The 15,935-nt window shown below is 68.9% G+C and carries 15 protein-coding genes; 6 read left to right on the forward strand and 9 right to left on the reverse strand.

Annotated elements, in window-relative coordinates; translation table 11 throughout:
- Positions 1–5: 5 nt before the first annotated feature.
- The 3 genes from SALPAC2_RS0104695 to SALPAC2_RS0104705 form a co-directional block, all read right to left on the reverse strand.
- The gene (locus SALPAC2_RS0104695) at positions 6–725 is read right to left on the reverse strand and encodes a PP2C family protein-serine/threonine phosphatase (RefSeq protein ID WP_026184427.1); all 720 of its coding nucleotides are present in this window, start codon (positions 723–725) and stop codon (positions 6–8) included.
- Entirely contained in the window at positions 722–1,294 is a 573-nt protein-coding gene (locus tag SALPAC2_RS0104700; RefSeq protein WP_026184428.1) for a UTRA domain-containing protein, read from the reverse strand. The genes SALPAC2_RS0104695 and SALPAC2_RS0104700 overlap by 4 nt, the downstream gene beginning before the upstream one ends.
- A 131-nt stretch (positions 1,295–1,425) precedes the next feature.
- The gene (locus tag SALPAC2_RS0104705; RefSeq protein WP_018215490.1) at positions 1,426–2,586 is read right to left on the reverse strand and encodes a pyridoxal phosphate-dependent aminotransferase; all 1,161 of its coding nucleotides are present in this window, start codon (positions 2,584–2,586) and stop codon (positions 1,426–1,428) included.
- 66 nt (positions 2,587–2,652) lie between these two features.
- Here SALPAC2_RS0104705 and SALPAC2_RS0104710 point away from each other — a divergent pair, with 66 nt between their 5' ends.
- Positions 2,653–3,198: an XRE family transcriptional regulator gene (locus tag SALPAC2_RS0104710; RefSeq protein WP_188115872.1), complete on the forward strand. Its 546-nt coding sequence runs from the start codon at positions 2,653–2,655 to the stop codon at positions 3,196–3,198.
- Positions 3,199–3,342: 144 nt separating this feature from the next.
- A complete protein-coding gene (locus SALPAC2_RS0104715; RefSeq protein WP_018215492.1) occupies positions 3,343–3,981 on the forward strand; it encodes an MIP/aquaporin family protein in 639 nt (212 codons plus the stop codon).
- 45 nt (positions 3,982–4,026) lie between these two features.
- Here the strand turns inward: SALPAC2_RS0104715 and SALPAC2_RS0104720 are convergent, their stop codons facing one another.
- The 4 genes from SALPAC2_RS0104720 to SALPAC2_RS0104735 all read right to left on the reverse strand — a co-directional run bounded on the left by SALPAC2_RS0104720 (position 4,027) and on the right by SALPAC2_RS0104735 (position 9,390).
- The gene (locus SALPAC2_RS0104720; protein ID WP_026184430.1) at positions 4,027–5,019 is read right to left on the reverse strand and encodes a tyrosine-type recombinase/integrase; all 993 of its coding nucleotides are present in this window, start codon (positions 5,017–5,019) and stop codon (positions 4,027–4,029) included.
- A gap of 119 nt (positions 5,020–5,138) precedes the next feature.
- Positions 5,139–5,774, reverse strand: coding sequence for a hypothetical protein (locus tag SALPAC2_RS0104725; RefSeq protein ID WP_033661777.1), 636 nt, complete (start codon positions 5,772–5,774; stop codon positions 5,139–5,141).
- Positions 5,775–6,191: 417 nt separating this feature from the next.
- On the reverse strand, positions 6,192–8,585 hold the full coding sequence (locus tag SALPAC2_RS0104730) for an ATP-binding cassette domain-containing protein (protein WP_018215495.1): 2,394 nt from the start codon (positions 8,583–8,585) through the stop codon (positions 6,192–6,194).
- 76 nt (positions 8,586–8,661) lie between these two features.
- Positions 8,662–9,390: an SDR family NAD(P)-dependent oxidoreductase gene (locus SALPAC2_RS0104735; protein ID WP_018215496.1), complete on the reverse strand. Its 729-nt coding sequence runs from the start codon at positions 9,388–9,390 to the stop codon at positions 8,662–8,664.
- 133 nt (positions 9,391–9,523) lie between these two features.
- Here SALPAC2_RS0104735 and SALPAC2_RS0104740 point away from each other — a divergent pair, with 133 nt between their 5' ends.
- A complete protein-coding gene (locus SALPAC2_RS0104740; RefSeq protein WP_026184431.1) occupies positions 9,524–10,231 on the forward strand; it encodes a hypothetical protein in 708 nt (235 codons plus the stop codon).
- 65 nt (positions 10,232–10,296) lie between these two features.
- On the opposite strand, the gene cydB is transcribed toward SALPAC2_RS0104740, so the two are convergent.
- Positions 10,297–11,295 (reverse strand): cytochrome d ubiquinol oxidase subunit II, encoded by a 999-nt coding sequence (cydB, locus tag SALPAC2_RS0104745; protein WP_018215498.1) that lies wholly within the window; start codon positions 11,293–11,295, stop codon positions 10,297–10,299.
- A gap of 16 nt (positions 11,296–11,311) precedes the next feature.
- A complete protein-coding gene (locus tag SALPAC2_RS0104750) occupies positions 11,312–12,724 on the reverse strand; it encodes a cytochrome ubiquinol oxidase subunit I (protein ID WP_018215499.1) in 1,413 nt (470 codons plus the stop codon).
- A gap of 165 nt (positions 12,725–12,889) precedes the next feature.
- Between SALPAC2_RS0104750 and SALPAC2_RS0104755 the strand changes: the two genes are divergently transcribed.
- The 3 genes from SALPAC2_RS0104755 to SALPAC2_RS0104765 all read left to right on the forward strand — a co-directional run bounded on the left by SALPAC2_RS0104755 (position 12,890) and on the right by SALPAC2_RS0104765 (position 15,907).
- A complete protein-coding gene (locus tag SALPAC2_RS0104755) occupies positions 12,890–13,657 on the forward strand; it encodes a lysophospholipid acyltransferase family protein (protein ID WP_018215500.1) in 768 nt (255 codons plus the stop codon).
- 64 nt (positions 13,658–13,721) lie between these two features.
- The gene (locus tag SALPAC2_RS0104760; protein WP_018215501.1) at positions 13,722–14,492 is read left to right on the forward strand and encodes a glycerophosphodiester phosphodiesterase family protein; all 771 of its coding nucleotides are present in this window, start codon (positions 13,722–13,724) and stop codon (positions 14,490–14,492) included.
- Between the two features lie 20 nt (positions 14,493–14,512).
- On the forward strand, positions 14,513–15,907 hold the full coding sequence (locus SALPAC2_RS0104765) for an MFS transporter (RefSeq protein ID WP_018215502.1): 1,395 nt from the start codon (positions 14,513–14,515) through the stop codon (positions 15,905–15,907).
- Positions 15,908–15,935: the final 28 nt, after the last annotated feature.

Consider the following 15,935-nt stretch of genomic DNA (forward strand, 5'->3'; position numbering starts at 1 on the left):
CGCGGCTAGCTGTCGTCCCGGACGTGCAGGACGACCGCCGACACGTCGGGGCCACCGTGCGTGAGCGCAGAAGCAGTCAACCGCTCCACCGCCTGCCGCGGAGTTGCTGCGGCCGCCAGGGTCGCGTGCAGGTGCTCAGGCGACACGTAGGAGCTGAGCCCGTCCGAACAGAGCAGGATCCGATCCCCGGAAGCCAGCGCCAACACGCTGATGTCGGGGGACCGGCCATCAGGATGGCCATCCAGGAAACGCGTCAGCTTGTCGGAAAGATGGGGCACGTCGGCGGCGCCGGCGACCAGGTTCCGGTACAGGTGATCCTCGGTGACCTGGATTGTGCGATCCCGCTGCGGGCCCGTCGCCGACAGGAGATAGGCCCGAGAGTCACCGACATTGGCCAGGGCGGCCGCCGAACCGGCACTGAGCAGGGCGACCAGGGTGGTACCCAGGCCCGCAAGGCTCGGTGCGGCGGCAACCCGGTGCCGCAACGCACTGTTCGCCGCGTGCACCGCCTCTCCCAGCACCACCGGCAGCGCCACCGGGTCCACGTCCCGGTCGTAGCGCCGCACTGCCTCGATCACGGTGGTGCTGGCGACATCGCCGGCACCATGGTTGCCGAGACCATCGGCGACCGCGAACAGACAGCGCCCCACGTGAATGGCGTCCTCGTTGCGTCGTCGACCGAGCCCCACGTGACAGCTCCCCGCAACGTCAAAGCGCAGGCTCACCGTTGCGGGTCACCCTCCGGGCGCGCATTGATCAATTCAGGCCACGGCTCCCGCGCCGACCAACCACGATGCAGCAGATGGATGGTCTCCACCCGGTCACTGGCGACCACGCACTCGGTCACCTCGACCGGCTCACCGTCGCCGCCAGAGACACCCACCCGAATGATCTCCAGCACCGGAAGGCTCACCCCGATCTCCAACAGGGCAGCCTCCCGCGTACTGGGCATCCGCGCGCGGTGGATCTCCATCCAGGTGATCGGCCAGTGACCGCCGGCCTCCAGCCGGTGTTGCCAACCATCCGGCCCGGCGGCAGGGGAGTCCCACCCAGGTCCGTTCGCCGCCCGCGGGTGGATCCAGGAGGTAGTGACCTGGAAGGGCGGCTCCGTCTCGGGGCCGGTGACCCCGAACCGGCGCATCACCCGGGTACCGGGCTCAACCTTGAGCAGCTCGGCGACGCGCCGATCGTTGAGGGGCTCAACCGCCGCCACCGGCGCGATGTGATCCCGCCACACCTCCGGACGGGTAACCGGCGGGAAGCAGTAGCCGGTGGCAGCGAGGTTCCGCTGCACCAGATCCCCCCGGGGCCGGCGTGGGCGGGCCGTTCCGTACCGCACGATGACCCCCCGCTCCGCGACCCCCAAACCTGGCCGTCCCCTACCTCTTCTACACCCAGCAGCCGGCCGAGGCGACCGAACGCGGACTATCCGATGGCCTGACGGAAGCGGTCAGCCAGGCCGGAAAGCCGGTCGACCGGTTCGTTGGCGAACACGATCCGCAGATAGTGCGCCCCGCTGGGGCCCCAGCCATCCATCGCCGTGGCCGCCACCTTCGCCCGGTCGAACAAGAGCCCCGCCAGCGCGGCAGGTGTCAACCCCAGGGGCCGGGTATCCACGAGCAGCGACCAGCCACCGTGTGGCCGAACGACCGGATAGTCCGAAAGCTGCTGCAGGACCATTTCGCAGCGCCGCTGCCACCGTTGGGTGGCAGCGGTGACATCAGCCTCGGCGTCAGGTGCGTCGAGCGCGGCCGCCACCGCCCCCTGCGCCAGCCCCACCTGGCAGACCACATTGGCCATGCCAACGAGCTTGATGTCGGCGAGAATCGCGGCCGGGGCCACGACCCACCCGACCCGCCAGCCGATGAGCCGCAGTTCCTTCGATGCCGAACCGACGGTGATGGTGCGCCCGGCGAGGCCGTCATGAGCGGCTGGATGGCTGGGGCGAAGGCCGTCGAAGCGGATCCGCTCCATCGCCGCGTCGTAGATCAGCCAGGCATCGTGTCGCGCACAGGCAGCAGACAACGCGGCCCAGTGTTCCGCGCTCAGGACCAACCCGGAAGGCATGGCCGGGCCCATCATCAGCACCGCGGCGGTGTTGGCTCCTACCGCGCTGGCGAGGCGCTCCGGGTCCACCACCCAGCCGGCCGCCGTGGGCTTAGCGGGCACGAAGCGCGGCACGCCACCGGCCAGCCGGACCCGATTGACCAGGCCAGCGTAGATGGGGTCAACCAGCACCACCTCCTGACCTGGCTCCACGGTCGCCAGCAGCGTGTTCAGGATGCCGTTCAGTCCACCAGCGACGCTGACGCACTCGGTGTCAGGATCGTATCGCCGGCCAACGATGCGCGACACGTGGGCTGCGGCGGCCGCGCGAAGGGAACGCTGCCCCTGGAAGGGGAGGTAGCTGTTGGCCGCGTCGTCGTCAATCGCGGCCCGGGTCGCGGCGACCGCCACGGCCGGTGGTCTCAGGTCGGTGTCCAGATTCTCCAGGCGAAGGAAGTCCGGGTCGGCTACCGCGTCCGCGGCATCGCCGACCAGATCAACGCCGATGCCCGGAATGTCGCGTAGGCGGCTGACGGTCATGTGACCCTCCTCAACGTCCCGCTCCGTTCGCTTCCCTGGAACGAACGTAACACTATGCTGGTACGCATGGATTTGGCGCGTACGGTCGGCTCGAATGTGCACCGACTGCGAAACACCGCAGGGATGTCCCTGGCCGACCTGGCCGCCGCCGGCGACCTCAGCAAGACCACCCTGCACGGCATCGAGCAGGGGCACGGCAACCCAACCCTCAGCACCCTGTGGGCCCTGGCCACGGCGCTGAGAGTGTCGCTCGGCGAACTGCTGGAGGCACCCACTCCCACCACCGACGTCGTACGTGCCGACGACCCACAACCCCGCGTCAGCGGAGATGCGGTCAGCGCCCGCCTACTCCACCGCATTCCACTGCGCGGCACCGTGGAGGTCTACGACATCGACGTGACCCAGACCATCCAACACTCGCCCGCCCACCTACCCGGCGTGCAGGAGTGCCTCATCCTCACCCACGGAAGCGTCACCACCGGCCCCACCGACGCCCCCGCCACCCTGGCCGAACACGACTCCATCCGGTTCGACGCCAACCGCCCGCACCAGTACCAGGGCCACGAACGGCACAACCGGGCGGTCCTGCTCATGTTGCACCCCGAAACCTGAACCCGCCGATCACGCGGCCGTCCGCCAGCGCTCCGACCACGACACCAACACCCAACGATATCTCTCAATCATGTCACTACTTCGTAAGATTTGCATTAATCAATACGAGTAGTGTCGGCGAGGGGATCGACAAGGGAGGCGGCAATGCGTCGGTACGCGACCGAACTCATCGGAACATACTTCCTGCTCCTGACGATCGGCCTGGCAGTCACCACGATGAACGCCCTGGCGCCAGTGGCAATAGGCGGAATCCTCATGGTCATGATCTACGCCGGAGGGCACATATCCGGCGCCCACTTCAACCCCGCCGTAACACTGGCCGTTCTCATCCGCGGCCGCATCAAAGGAGCCGACGCCGGAGGATACATCCTGGCCCAACTCCTCGGCGGCCTCGCCGGCGCGGTGACCAGCCAACTCATCCTCGACAACGCCAAGCCGACAGCACTGTCACCGGCCGGGCGCGAGATCTGGATGGCACTGGCGGTAGAAGCCCTCTTCACCTTCGCCCTCGCCTACGTGGTGCTCAACGTCGCCACCAGCAGCAGTCACCCAGACAACTCCTTTTACGGCCTCGCAATCGGGGCAACCGTCCTGGTCGGAGTGATCACTGTCGGTGGAATCTCCGGCGCGGCTTTCAACCCGGCAGTCGCCTTCGGCGGCGCCGCCATCGGCCTCTTCGCCTGGTCGGCAATCTGGATCCACCTACTCGCCCAAGCCATCGGAGCGACGCTCGCGGCGATGGCTTTCCTCGCCCTCAGCGAGCAGGACCGCGCACCCGCCTGACCCTGGCGGCGGCTGGCCCGGGCGCTGCCAGGGCCAGCCGCCGCATCACGTCGACAACAATTCCGCCAGCACCCGATGGGTGCGATTCGAGCGCACCGCGGCCCGCTGTTGACCCGCCGTCACCTCGATGTACGCCTGCGAGGACGCCAGCGACACATGCCCCAGTAACCGCATGATCTCCGCCGCGCTCGCACCATCCTCCGCCAGCCGCGTCGCGAACGTGTGCCGCAACGCGTGCAGCCGCGCCCCCGGCGGCACCCGGTCACCAATTCCGGCCCGCCGAAAGCAGGAGTCCACCAGATACTGCAACCCACCCCGGCGCAGCGGCCCACCCCGCCGATCCATCAGCAACGGCGCACCGGGACGCACACTGCGGGCACCAAATCGCCGCCGACAACTGTCCAGGTAGTCCGCCAATACCTGGTCCAGCTCCGGCTCCACTGGCACCACCCGCGGCCGCCCACCCTTACCGGCCACATCAAGCCGCCGCTCGCCGACCCGCCCGGCTAGGGACGCCACCCGAAGTGCCAGCATCTCGGCCAGCCGCAGCCCACCGCACAACGCCAGCGCCAGCACCGCCAGGTCCCGCTGCGGCCAGGGGTCTCGCTGCCGGCCGTCAACCCGGGCCACGGCGGTCAACAGCTGCTCCGGGGTGTCCGCTCCACGTAGTGGCTTGGGCCGGGGTAGGGGGGCTTTCGGGCGGCCGACCGCTGGCATCGGGTTGCCAGCCACGACCCCGTCCGCCACCAGGAACACGAAGAAGCTGTTCCAGGTGGACCAGGCGCGATGCACCGATGCGGCGGAGCGGGCAGCGGCAAAGTGGGCGAACGCCGACCGCAGTGTGCGGGAGTGGAGCGCCGTCAACGGCAGGTCGTCCAGGGGGAGGGGAGGGGCGAGCGCGTCGGCGGCGATGCTCGCCACGGTGCGCAGGTCCCGCCGGTACGCCGCCACGGTGTGCGGAGAGGGTTTGCGGGTGGCGCGATCGGTCAGGAACTCCTCGATCAGCCGCACTACCGGTTCACCCGACCTATCCTGCATAAGGAACATTATGCATGAAACTCATGTTCTGGACAGGGGCTGATGAGTTCCCTGACGGAAGGGGGGTGGGAGCGTCTGGTGCGACGACAGTGCCGGCGCGGATGGGCAGCTGAAACCGCTCAACCAGCGGTGATGCCCGCCGCCGCCAGACTCACGGTGAGCGACAGGAGAATCGCCGCCATCAGGCCAGTTCCGCCACGGGCGGGCGCCCGACCGGTGTGCGGCGGCCACGACCGTGGCCGCCAGAGCGGTTGCGGCTCCATTATCAGGTAGAGCAGGACGCCCGCCTGACCGATGGTGAACAACCAAAACCATGCCCACCGGTTGGCGTATCGATGGCTGGCGCTGCCGAGCATGATCAGGAATGTCCCGAACCAGGCGATCGTCGTCGCCGCTTGTAGCGGATCCCACACAATCTCGGCGGGCCACCACCTTGGCTCGTATCCGGCACGGACTCGGATTGGCACGAGATGGCCGGACGCGTCGACCTGCCCGTCGAGCCACTCAAGTGCCGCGTCGCGCTTCGGATCGACGACGGGCGGTCGCTCGTCGTTTTCCTTTGACACCAACGTGGTCGCGCTCCACCGCCACCACCCGTTCACCCAGCGGACCCTGTGGTCGCTGGGGTCGTAGTCCAGGTAGGTGACCCGACCAACGGTGAGGTCGGCGTTCAAATCCGACTCCAGCCGCTCAGCCGGGCGAGCCGAAGCCGCGACGGTGACCGCGCCGGCAACAAGCACGAGAAGCAAGAGCAACCGGAAACCGGCACTCCACCAATCGCCGTGCCGCCAGCCTGCGTACCCGATGCCCGAAGCTGGTGTGGCTGCGACCATTTTCGACCCCCGACCGCTTGCGGCCAGTCACCCGGTGATCACGAAAGTGTGCCACACGGGAGCCGGGGTTGCCGGCGAGTGCCGGTGTGCTCTGACGAACCCCGGCGGGTCAGGCGCACTAGGCCAAACCGGACCCCGCGAGGGGCCCGGAGGCCACCGGCGACGCGGAGGATGGTGCCGGTGGTGTAGCTGGCGTCGTCGGAGGGGAGCCGTCAAGCTTTCCTACTTTACATAATGTGCATTATCGAATGTTAGTCCGACGGTCGGCGCGCTGAGGCCGACAGCGACGTCAGGTGCGCCAACACCGGCGCACCTGACGAACTGACTGTCGCCGTGCGCTCAGGGGCTGACGTAGGCGGCGAGATGCTCGCCGGTACGGGTACTCCGACTGGCTACCAGGTCGGCCGGCGTACCGTTGAAGACGATCTCGCCGCCGTCGTGGCCGGCGCCGGGTCCGAGGTCGATGATCCAGTCGGCGTGGGCCATCACCGCCTGGTGGTGCTCGATGACGATGACCGACCGGCCGGCGTCCACCAGCCGGTCGAGTAGGCCGAGGAGTTGTTCGACGTCGGCGAGGTGCAGACCGGAGGTCGGCTCGTCCAGGATGTAGATCTCGCCCTTGTCGCCCATCTGGGTGGCGAGTTTCAGCCGCTGTCGTTCGCCGCCGGAGAGGGTGGTGAGAGGCTGGCCGAGGCTGAGATAGCCGAGCCCGACGTCGGCGAGTCGATCGAGTATCCGGTGGGCGGCCGGGGTGCGCGCCTCGCCCGCACCGAAGAACTCTCGGGCCTCGGCGACCGGCATCGCGAGCACTTCGGCGATGTTTCGGCCGCCGAGTGGGTACGCCAGTACCGCGGCCTGGAAGCGTTTGCCCTGGCACTCCTCGCAGGTCGACTCGACGGAGGCCATGACGCCCAGTTCGGTGTAGATGCTGCCGGCACCGTTGCAGGTTGGGCAGGCGCCCTCGGAGTTGGCGCTAAAAAGGGCGGGTTTGACGCCGTTGGCCTTGGCGAACGCCTTGCGGATCGGGTCGAGTAGGCCGGTGTAGGTGGCCGGGTTGCTGCGTCGGGAGCCGCGGATGGCGCCCTGGTCAATCATGATCACACCGTCGCGACCGGCGACGGATCCGTGGATCAGGGAGCTCTTGCCGGAGCCGGCGACGCCGGTGAGGACGCAGAGCACCCCGAGTGGGAGGTCGACGTCGACGTTGCGGAGGTTGTGCGTGGTCGCGCCCCGGATTGGCAGGGTGCCGGTGGGTGTGCGTACCGACGGTTTCAGGGCGGCGCGGTCGTCAAGGTGCCGGCCGGTGGTGGTGGCGCTGTGGCGTAGGCCGTCCAGGGTGCCTTCGAAGCAGACGGTGCCGCCGGTGGCGCCGGCACCGGGGCCGAGGTCGACGATGTGGTCGGCGATGGCGATGGTTTCTGGTTTGTGTTCGACGACGAGGACGGTGTTGCCCTTGTCCCGTAGGCGTAGCAGCAGGTCGTTCATGCGGCGGATGTCGTGCGGGTGCAGGCCGATGGTGGGTTCGTCGAAGACGTAGGTGACGTCGGTGAGTGCGGAGCCGAGGTGGCGGATCATCTTGGTGCGTTGGGCCTCTCCCCCGGACAGGGTTCCGGTGGGCCGGTCGAGGGAGAGGTAGCCGAGGCCGATCTCGGTGAAGGAGTCGAGGAGGTGGCGTATCCCGGTCAGGAGTGGGGCCACGGTCGGTTCGTCGAGCTCTCGCAGCCAGCTGGCTAGGTCGCTGATCTGCATGCGGCACAGGTCGGCGATGCTCCTGCCATTGATCTTGGAGGATCGGGCTTCAATGCCCAGTCGGGTGCCGTCGCACTCGGGGCAGGTGGTGAAGGTGACGGCGCGTTGCACGAAGGCGCGCAGGTGTGGTTGGAGTGAGTCGACGTCCTTGGCGAGCATGGATTTTTGGATGCTCGGGATCAGGCCGGTGTAGGTCAGGTTGATGCCGTCGATCTTGACTTTGGTGGGTTCCCGGTGGAGGAGGTCGTGTAGCTCCTGCTGGGTGTATTTGCCGATGGGCTTGTCGGGGTCGAAGAAACCGCAGGAGCGCAGGATGCGGCCGTACCAGCCCTCCATGCTGTAGCCGGGGATGGTCAGCGCGCCTTCGTTGAGGGTGCGGGTGTCGTCGTAGAGGGCGGCCAGGTTGAAGTCGGTGACCGCACCCATGCCCTCGCAGCGGGGGCACATGCCGCCGACTCGGGTGAAGGTGACCTTTTCGGTTTTCGTGCGGGCCGCCCCGCGCTCGAGGGTGACCGCGCCGCTGGCGGTCACCGAGGGCACGTTGAAGGAGTACGCGTTGGGTGAGCCGAGGTGTGGTTGGCCGAGCCGGCTGAACAGGATGCGCAGCATGGCGTTGGCGTCGGTGGCGGTGCCGACGGTGGAGCGTGGGTTGGCGCCCATCCGTTCTTGGTCGACGATGATGGCGGTGGTCAGGCCTTCGAGGAGGTCGACCTCGGGTCGGGACAGCGATGGCATGAACCCCTGCACGAACGCGCTGTAGGTTTCGTTGATCATCCGCTGGGACTCGGCGGCGATGGTGGCGAAGACCAGGGAGCTTTTGCCGGAGCCGGAGACGCCGGTGAAGACCGTGAGTCGGCGTTTGGGTATGTCGACGCTGATGTCCTTGAGGTTGTTCTCGCGGGCGCCGTGTACGCGGATCAGGTCGTGGCTGTCGGCGACGTGTGGCCCGGGTGGCTGGTGCGCCGGGCTGGTGGCCGTGCTCATCGGGTCTCCTGGGTTGAGTGTGGCGGGCTTGATCTGGGTGTGGCTCCGGTTGCTGACGGTCGGGTTTGGTGGCGGGTCAGAGGCCGCCGGCGACGCGGAGGATGGTGCCGGTGGTGTAGCTGGCTTCGGGTCCGAGGAGCCAGGCGATGGCGGCGGCGACCTCGTCGGGCTCGCCGGCGCGTCCGAGTGGGATGCGGGCGGCGGCCTGGTTGGCTCGGTCGGGCTGGCCGGATTGGATGTGGATGTCGGTGCGGATGATGCCGGGGGCGACGGCGTTGACGCGGATGCCGCGGGGGGCGAGTTCTTTGGCTAGGCCGAGGGTGAGGGTGTCGGTGCCGGCTTTGACGGCGGCGTAGTGGACGTATTCGCCGGGTGAGCCGAGGGTGGCGGCGGCGGAGGAGATGTTGACGATGGCGCCGCCGGTGGGCATCCGTCGGGCGGCCTGTTGGGCGGCGAGGATGTAGCCGATGAGGTTGACGTCGACGACGTGGCGTAGGTCGGTGGGGTCGAGGTCGACGAAGGGGCCGATGGGGCTGGTGACGCCGGCGTTGTTGACCAGGCCGGTCAGGTCGCCGAGGTCGGCGGCGGCGGCGAACAGGTTGGCGAGTTGGTCGGGGTCGCGGGTGTCGGCGGGGACGGCGATGGCGGTGGCGCCGGTGGCGCGTAGCTCGGCGAGGACGGTGTTGGCGGCGGTGTGGTCGCGTTGGTAGGAGAAGGCGATGTGGTGGCCGGCGCGGGCGAGGTGGTGGGCGGTGGCGGCGCCGATTCCGCGGCTACCACCGGTGATGACGGTGACGGGGTTCACTGGGGCCTCTCCTGGTCTGACGAGGGTGTGTGGCGAGGCTACCCCGGGGGTGCGATGGGGTGGCGCACCTTGGGTGGGTGGGCGGCTGGTATCAAGTACTGCTGTCGGACAGGTGTACGGAGGAGGGGGTGTGATGTCGGGGCAGGGTTTGTCCACCGAGGAGGTGGCGGGTATCCGGGAGGCGGTTGCCGCGGGCCGGAAGCCGAAGGTGGTGTTTACCGCGTCGGCGGGGCAGATTGCGGGGCAGGTCGGTCAGGTCGTGGCGTTGACCGACCCGGCGGTTTCCGACGAGTTCGTGGTGGTGCGGTTCGGGCGGGACGAGTTGCCCTTCTCCCCCGTTGATGTGGCGGTGGCGCCGCGGGGGGCGGGGCGGAGGGTGCCGTCGGCGGAGCGGCCGGCTGGGGACCCGGGGGTTGGAGAGCCGGTGGTGTCGCCGGAGCCGGAGTTCGTGTTGGACACGCCGCCGGCGGCGGCGCGGGTGGCCGGGGAGGGTTCCTCGGCCCGGCCGGCGGAGTCGGCGAAGCCGGCGCGGCGGGGGGCGAAGCCGGTGAAGGCGGCGAAGGCGAAGGGGCCGGCGGGGCTGACGGTGACGTTGGCGTACGGCGAGGGTGAGTGGACGGTGGCGGCGCAGCAGGGGGCGAAGGTGCTCGCCAAGCCGTATGTGGTGAAGCCGGCGGAGGCGCTGCGGATGGTCGGGCTGGTGGATGTGTCGGGGGTGCAGGAGGCGGTGGAGCAGATCCTCGCCGCGGAGCGGGCCGAGGCGGAGCAGCAGGCGGAGAAGCTGCGTGCGGAGTTGGCGGAGGTGGAGGCGCGGCTGGCGGAGCTGCGGGAGGCGGGCTGAGCACTACAACGACGGTCGCCCGCCTCCCAGATTTCGGGAGGCGGGCGACCGTCGTTGTAGTGGGGTCAGTGTTGTGGGATGTGGGCCACGCCGATGCGCTTGCGGAAGACCCAGTAGGTCCAGCCTTGGTAGGCGAGCACGATCGGGGTGAAGATCACCGCCACCCAGGTCATGATTTTCAGGGTGTAGGGGGTGGAGGCGGCGTTGGTGGCGGTGAGGGTGCCGGCGACGTCCAGCGTGGACGGCAGCACGTTCGGGAACAGGGCGGTGAACAGTGTTGCCACGGCCAGGCCGATCGCGGCGGCGGTGCCGATGAAGGCCCAGCCTTCCCGGCGGGCGTAGGCGGCGGCGAGGCCGCCGAGCAGGGCCACGGCGGCGGCGACGGCGAGGGCGATGGCGGCCGTGTTGGCGCGGATGGTCAGGCTCCAGGTGAGGAACGCGACGGCGAGTACGGCGGTGGCGACGCCGACGCGGACGGCGAGGGCGGCGGCCCGGTCCCGGATGTCGCCGACGGTTTTGAGGGCGATGAACACGGCGCCGTGAGTGAGGAACAGGGCGCCGGTGGTGGCGCCGCCGAGCAGGGCGTAGGGGTTGAGGAGGTTGAAGAACCCGCCGGCGTATTCGTGGTCGGCGGTGAGGGGTACGCCGCGCAGGATGTTGGCGAATGCGACTCCCCAGAGGATGGCGGGGAGTAGGGATCCGAAGAAGATGGCGTGGTCCCAGCGGCGTTTCCAGGATGCTTCGGGGCGCTTGTTGCGGTATTCGAAGGCGACGCCGCGGGCGATCAGGGCGAGCAGGATGAGTAGTAGCGGGAGGTAGAAGCCGGAGAAGAGGGTGGCGTACCACTCGGGGAAGGCGGCGAACATGGCGCCGCCGGCGGTGAGTAGCCAGACCTCGTTGCCGTCCCAGACCGGGCCGATGGTGTTGATCAGGACGCGGCGTTCGCGGTCGTCGCGGCCGAGGACCGGTAGGAGCATGCCGACGCCGAAGTCGAAGCCCTCGAGGATGAAGTAGCCGGTGAACAGCACGGCGACGAGGAGAAACCAGATGGTGGTGAGTTCCATGTGGGGGCTCCGCAGATCAGTAGGCGAAGGCGAGCGGGCGCTCGGCGTCGTCGGTGTCGTCGGGGTCGGGGTCGGGGGTCAGGTCGGGTACGCCGGCCTTGGCGTAGCGGATGAGGAGTTTGCATTCGATGACGGCGAGGGCGGCGTAGATGAGGGTGAAGGCGGCGAACGAGGTGAGGACTTCACCCATCGACACGCTGCGGGAGACGCCGTCGCGGGTGAGCATTTCGCCGAAGACGATCCAGGGCTGGCGGCCCATCTCGGTGAAGATCCAGCCGAAGGAGTTTGCGGCGAGGGGTAGGAGGGGCATGACCAGGCCGGCGCGGAGTAGCCAGCGGCTGGTGGGGGTGCGGCCCTTGCGTTGGCTCCAGAGCACCAGGAGGGCGATCGCGGCGGCGGCCAGCCCGAAGCCGATCATGAGGCGGAAGCTCCAGTAGGTGATCGGGATGATCGGGGTGTAGCTGCCGGCGCCGTACTGGGCGGCGTATTGGGCTTGGAGGTCGTTGATGCCGTTCACGGTGCCGTTGGGGTCACCGGTGCTCAGGTAGGACAGCAGGTAGGGGATCTTCAGGGCGAAGAGTTCGCGGCTGCCGTCGAGGCTGCCGACGGTGAGTACGGAGAAGGAGGCGGGGCTCTCGGTGTTGTAGAGGCCTTCGGCGGCGGCCATCTTCATGGGTTGCACCTGGGTCATGATCTTGCCCTGGATGTCGCCGGTGATCATGACGGCGGTGGCGGAGATCAGGGTGACCCAGGATCCGAACTTGGCGGCGAACCGGTAGGCCGGGGTGTCCGGGGAGTCGGGCCGGCGGATCAGGTGCCACAGGGCGACGGCGACGAGGAGGGAGCCGGCGACGAGGAAGGCGCCCGCGATGGTGTGCGGGAAGGTGATCAGGGCGACCTTGTTGGTCAGGACGGCGACGAAGTCGGTCAGTTCGGCGCGGCCGGTGTCGGGGTTGATCCGGTAGCCGACGGGGTTTTGCATGAATGAGTTCGCGGCGAGGATGAAGTAGGCCGACAGGTTGGTGCCGATGGCGGCGGCCCAGATGGTGGCCAGGTGTAGCCGTTTGGGTAGCCGGTCCCAGCCGAAGATCCAGAGTCCGATGAAGGTGGATTCGAGGAAGAAGGCGACCAGGGCTTCGATGGCCAGGGGGGCGCCGAAGATGTCGCCGACGAAGCGGGAGTAGTCGCTCCAGTTCATGCCGAACTGGAATTCCTGCACGATGCCGGTGACTACGCCCATCGCGAAGTTGATCAGGAAGAGTTTGCCGTAGAACTTGGTGAGTTTGAGGTATTTCTCGTCGCCGGTTCGGTGCCAGAGGGTTTGCAGGATGGCGACCAGGATGGACAGGCCGATGGTTAGTGGCACGAACAGGAAGTGGTAGACGGTGGTGACACCGAACTGCCAACGGGCGACGTCTAACGCGTCCACCTGTGACCCCCAGATCTACAGACTTACTACGAAGCGTAGTAGATACTACAGCCGGTCGTAGAAGAATTCTCAGGGGCGGGGGGCCCGAGGTCCCAGGACCAATGGCCCCGATCAAGGGGGTCGACGGCCCCACTGGGCGCGTACTCGTGCGATCATGAAGCGCTGATGGAGACTGGTCACCCCGAACGGCGAGCGCCGCTGCTCTGGCGTACCGCACAACCGTTCGCCCGCGTCGTGGTCGGCGCCCTGGCCCGGCTGGAGGTGGCCGACGAGATTCCGGGGCACCTGCGCTCCGGCCCCCTGCTGCTGGCCGCCAACCACATCAGCCCGTTCGACCCGATCGTGCTCGCCGCCGCCTGCCACTCGGTGCGGATCGCGCCGCGGATCATGGCCACCGGCGGGCTGTTCCGTACCCCGCTGTTGGGTGCCGCCATGCGGCACGCCGGGCACATCCGGGTCGACCGGGGCGCCAGCACCGTGGCCGAGGCGATGACGGTGGCCGCCGACGCCCTGGCCGGCGGCGCGGCCATCCTGGTCTATCCGGAAGGCCGCATCGGTCTGGATCCGGGGCTCTGGCCGGAGCGGGGCAAGACCGGCGTCGCCCGGCTCGCCCTGAGCTGCGGGGTGCCCGTGATCCCGGTCGCGCAGTGGGGCGCCCACGAGGTGCTCCCCTACCGGGCCCCGAAAGGGCTGGTACGCGCGCTCGCCCGCACCGTCACCCACCGGCGGGTGGTCCGGGTACGCTTCGGCGCCCCGGTCGACCTCGCCGACCTGACGCCCGGAGCACCCGGCGTGGCCCGCCGCGCCACCGACCGGATCATCGACGCGATCACCGACACCCTGGCCCCGCTTCGGCCCGACGAACCCGACCGGCCCCGCCACGTCGACCCCGGGCGGCCGGTCGACACCAGCCGCTCCCACCGTCGGAGCTGACACCCGCCAGTTTCGGGCTGTCGCCCACTACCTGACGACCGTGTTGGCCGGCATACTTCTCGGCGTGCTGATCGGCCCCTGCCCCTACCTCGACACGCCAGCGCCACTGGCATTCGCCCACCGAGGTGGTGCCGCCGAGGGCGACGAGAACACGGCCGCGGCGTTCGCCCGCGCCATCGACCTGGGCTACCGGTACGTCGAGACCGATGTGCACGCCACCGCCGACGGCGTCGCGGTGGTCTGCCACGACCCCACGCTGCGCCGGGTGACCGGCTCCCCCGGGCGAATCGCCGAGCTGCGGTGGGCCGATCTGGCGGCGGTGCGCGTCGGTGGGGCCTCCGTCGTGCCCCGCCTGGACGAGGTGCTGCACGCCTGGCCGCAGGTTCGGTTCAACGTCGACGTCAAGGCCGGCTCCGGCGTCGAACCGGCGGTGGCCGCCGTCGAGGGCGCCGGCGCCGGCGATCGGGTGCTGTTGGCCTCCTTCAGCGACGCGCGGCTGGCCCGGATGCGGGCGCTGACCCAGGGCCGGATAGCCACCGGTCTCGGCGTACGAGGGGTGGCGCGACTGCGGATGGCGTCGTTGGCCGGCCGGCGGCTGCGGCTGCCGGAGTCGGTGGTCGCCGCGCAGGTGCCGGTGCGGTACGGGCGGCTGCGGGTCACCGACCGCCGGTTTCTGGCCTACTGTCACCGCCTGGGGCTGCAGGTGCATGTCTGGACCATTGACGAACCCGCCGAGATGCACGAGTTACTGGACCTTGGGGTGGATGGCATCATGACCGATCACGTGGGCGTGCTGCGCGACGTCTACCGCAGCCGCGGCCACTGGGCCGTCTGATTCGAGGATAGATCCCGGACATGTCCGCCACCGCCGCCCCCGCCGTTGACGACACTCCCCCCACCCCGCGCAGCAGCCGCCGGGAACGCACTGGTTGGTACTTCTACGACTGGGCGAACTCGGCGTTCCAGACCACCGTCATCACCGTGTTCCTCGGTCCGTTCCTCACCACCGTCGCGGAGCAGGCGGCCGGCTGTGAGCTCGGTGCGGACAGCTGCCTCGGGTACGTGTACCCGTTGGGGATCAAGGTCGCCGTCGGGTCGTACTACCCGTATCTGATTTCCCTGTCGGTGCTGCTCACCGTCTTCGTGTTGCCGGTTGTCGGCGCGGTCGCCGACCGGACGCGGCACAAGAAACGGCTACTCGCCGCCGCGGCCTACGTCGGTGCCGGTGCGACTGTCGCGATGGCCTTCGTCACCGGGGAGCGGTACCTGCTCGGCGGGGCGCTGTTCCTGGTCGCCAACATCGCCTTCGGTGCCGCGATCGTGGTGTACAACTCCTTCCTGCCGCAGCTGGGCGGGCCGGACGACCGGGATGGGATCTCGAGCCGGGGATGGGCGCTGGGGTACCTCGGCGGGGGGCTGTTGCTGGCGCTCAACCTGGCCGTGGTCACCGCGTTCACCGAGGAGGGCAACCCGCAGCGCACCCTGGACCTGGCCCGCTGGTCGATCGTTTCGGCCGGGGTGTGGTGGGCGGCGTTCACCCTGGTGCCGCTGCGCTGGCTTCGCGAGCATCCCACCGCCGCGGCGCTGACCAGCGGCGGCAACGTGCTCACCGACGGTTTCCGGCAGCTCGGGCGTACGCTGCGGCAGCTGCGGGCGTATCCGTTGACGCTGTTCTTCCTGCTGGCGTTCCTGGTCTACAACGACGGCATCGCGACGGTGATCACGCTGTCCTCCCAGTACGGCACCGAAGAGCTACGGCTGACGCAGAGCACCCTGATCATCACCATTTTGTTGGTGCAGTTCCTGGCCTTCGGTGGCGCGCTGCTGCTCGGCGCGCTCGCCCGGCGGATCGGTGCGTGGAAGACCGTCCTGTTGAGCCTGGTGCTGTGGATCGCGGTGGTGATCGCCGCGTTCCGGCTGCCCGCCGAGGCGCCGCTGCCGTTCATGGCGCTCGGCGCGGCCATCGGGCTGGTGCTCGGTGGTAGCCAGGCGTTGAGCCGGTCGTTGTTCAGCCAGCTCATCCCGGCCGGTAAGGAGGGTGAGTACTACGGCTTCTACGAGATCAGCGATCGGGGTACCAGCTGGCTTGGTCCGCTCGCCTTCGGGCTGGTGTTCCAGCTGACCAACTCCTACCGGGTGGGCCTGGTCTCGCTGCTGATCTTCTTCGTGGTCGGGTTTGTGCTGCTGCTGGCGGTACCGATGCGTCGGGCGATCGTGGCCGCGGGGAACCGACCGCCGCGGGTGCTGTGAGCCGGTCGGTTGCGGCCGCCGTCGCCGC

It is taken from the genome of Salinispora vitiensis (assembly GCF_000378825.1).
GTDB lineage: Bacteria > Actinomycetota > Actinomycetes > Mycobacteriales > Micromonosporaceae > Micromonospora > Micromonospora vitiensis.

Bases quoted from the DNA above. Each gene is read 5' to 3' on its own strand.
- SALPAC2_RS0104730 (WP_018215495.1), bottom strand. From the start codon at position 8,585: ATGAGCACGGCCACCAGCCCGGCGCACCAGCCACCCGGGCCACACGTC.
- SALPAC2_RS0104765 (WP_018215502.1), top strand. From the start codon at position 14,513: ATGTCCGCCACCGCCGCCCCCGCCGTTGACGACACTCCCCCCACCCCG.
- SALPAC2_RS0104715 (WP_018215492.1), top strand. From the start codon at position 3,343: ATGCGTCGGTACGCGACCGAACTCATCGGAACATACTTCCTGCTCCTG.
- SALPAC2_RS0104755 (WP_018215500.1), top strand. From the start codon at position 12,890: ATGGAGACTGGTCACCCCGAACGGCGAGCGCCGCTGCTCTGGCGTACC.
- SALPAC2_RS0104710 (WP_188115872.1), top strand. From the start codon at position 2,653: ATGGATTTGGCGCGTACGGTCGGCTCGAATGTGCACCGACTGCGAAAC.
- SALPAC2_RS0104720 (WP_026184430.1), bottom strand. From the start codon at position 5,019: ATGCAGGATAGGTCGGGTGAACCGGTAGTGCGGCTGATCGAGGAGTTC.
- cydB (WP_018215498.1), bottom strand. From the start codon at position 11,295: ATGGAACTCACCACCATCTGGTTTCTCCTCGTCGCCGTGCTGTTCACC.
- SALPAC2_RS0104740 (WP_026184431.1), top strand. From the start codon at position 9,524: ATGTCGGGGCAGGGTTTGTCCACCGAGGAGGTGGCGGGTATCCGGGAG.
- SALPAC2_RS0104705 (WP_018215490.1), bottom strand. From the start codon at position 2,586: ATGACCGTCAGCCGCCTACGCGACATTCCGGGCATCGGCGTTGATCTG.